This is a genomic window from Gordonia sp. (in: high G+C Gram-positive bacteria), assembly GCF_049299075.1.
In the GTDB taxonomy this organism is placed as follows: domain Bacteria; phylum Actinomycetota; class Actinomycetes; order Mycobacteriales; family Mycobacteriaceae; genus Gordonia.
Map to the genome: position 1 here is coordinate 1 of NZ_JBAQWU010000509.1, position 1,759 is coordinate 1,759.

Below are 1,759 nucleotides of genomic sequence, written 5' to 3' on the forward strand. Positions count from 1 at the left end.
CTGAAGGTGGAGCTCGCACGCACCGGCGCGAGCATCCGGGGTGACTGTGACGGCGAACCTGGAACTGAGCTGCGGGGCGCCGGTGGCGAGGGCTTCTTCCAGGATGCCGCGGACCACGCCGCGGGCCACCTCGGGCAGGTCGGCTTCCAACTCCTGCATCGGGCAGCCGCCGAGCGTGATCTCGTGGTCGCCGAACGCGCTGAGGACGCCGGTGATGCGGAAGCCGAGCCGGGTGAGGATGGTTTCGGCGATCACCAAGGGATCGGGTGAGCCAGCCGCGTCGTCCTTCCATGACTCGACCGGCAGATGCTTGGCCGCCCACGCGCGACCGACGTCGACAGATAGCGCCTCGCGGGCCTCCGGCGTCTCACCCAGACGCATGATCAGCATCACGACGAGGTCGTCGATCGGGGGCGCTACGACAACGCGGTAGCCGACCCGCGGACGGCCCACACCGTCCGGCGGCAGCGCGATGGTCACCGCGGAGCCCTCGGCCACCAGGTTGTTCAGGTGAAATCGCGCGGTCGTGACGTGAATGTCCAAGGTCGAGGCGATGGTCTGGGCGTCGATCGGCGCCTCGGATTCGGCGACGAGCGAGCGGACCCGGTCGCGCTGGCGCGGCGTCACCGGGCACCGCCGGGAATGCCTCGCGTCATGACCCGTGCACCACGATCAAGGTGGCCGTGCCGTCGGTCTGCGCGCGTAGCGAATGCGGGACGCGAGTATCGACCCGAATAGCGGTGCCGCCGGTCAGCTCGTGGGTCTGGCCGCCGACGGTGAAGTCGATGGCACCGACCTGGCCGAGTACGACGATGGGGTGTGCCGCCGTGTGCTCGGTCATCGCCTGGCCCTGCGTGAACGCCAGCCGGATTACGGTCTCGGTGTCGCCCCGATGGATCACTGTGATCTTCGGGCGGCCACCGGTCTCGTCGACGTTCGGGTCGGCCAGGCCGGTGAGGTAGCTCCAGTCGGTACTCATCAGGCCGCCGGCTTCCGGGCGATCACTTCGATCGCGGAGAGCTCGTTGCGGTACTTCCGGAACACGGTTCGCATGCCGAGGATGCGTCGTCGCGCGTCCGGGTGGGTCAGCACGTTGGCGACGATGCGCAGAGTTTGCATCGGGCCCTCATCGGCGATCACGCGCTTGGGTTCGAGGAGCGCCATACGAGCGAAGCCCACCGTCTCGATCTCGAAACCGTGGGCGGTCAGCCGCGCGCGCCACTCGGCTTCGGTGAGTGGACGGGCATTCACCTTGATCGAGCGGGCCAGGGCCTGCCGGATCTCGGTCTTCTGCTCATCGCTCAGCGTGTCCGGCTCCAGGGCCAGCTCGTGAATCGCGTAGCGGCCGCCGGGGCGAAGCACGCGGAAAGCCTCGCTGATGATGGCGTCCTTGCCTCGTTCGGACTGCATGGTCAGCATCGCTTCGCCGATCACGACGTCGCTGCTGTCCGCGTCGAGTCCGGTAGTGGCGGCATCGGCCTCGACGAGGCGTCCGTTGGTGCCGACCACCTTTTCGGTGAGCGCCACCGCTTCGGGATCGGCCTCCACGCCGACGTAACTCTTCGGGCCGGCCGCCAGGATGTCCGCTGCGGTCTTGCCGAGGCCGGGCGCTAGTTCCACAACGTCCGCACCGGCCAGCTTCGCGTTCTTCAGCAGTCGGTGGGTCAGTTCCAGTCCGCCGGGTCGCAGCACCCGCTTGCCCATCCGGGCGAGCAGCCAATGGCCGGGCATGTCCTCATCCTTGCGGGTGGCGAGGGGT

General features: G+C 68.5%; 3 protein-coding genes. All 3 read right to left on the bottom strand.

Features of this window, described 5'->3' with window-relative positions:
* Window positions 1-627, bottom strand: a 627-nt coding sequence (locus WAW85_RS16105) for a hypothetical protein (protein ID WP_422560597.1), incomplete at its 3' end; no start/stop codon positions are given.
* 25 nt (window positions 628-652) lie between these two features.
* The gene (locus WAW85_RS16110) at window positions 653-979 is read right to left on the bottom strand and encodes a cupin domain-containing protein (protein WP_422560598.1); all 327 of its coding nucleotides are present in this window, start codon (window positions 977-979) and stop codon (window positions 653-655) included.
* Window positions 979-1,759: methyltransferase domain-containing protein (locus WAW85_RS16115; protein WP_422560599.1), on the bottom strand; the 781-nt coding region annotated here is incomplete at its 5' end. The genes WAW85_RS16115 and WAW85_RS16110, both read right to left, overlap by 1 nt.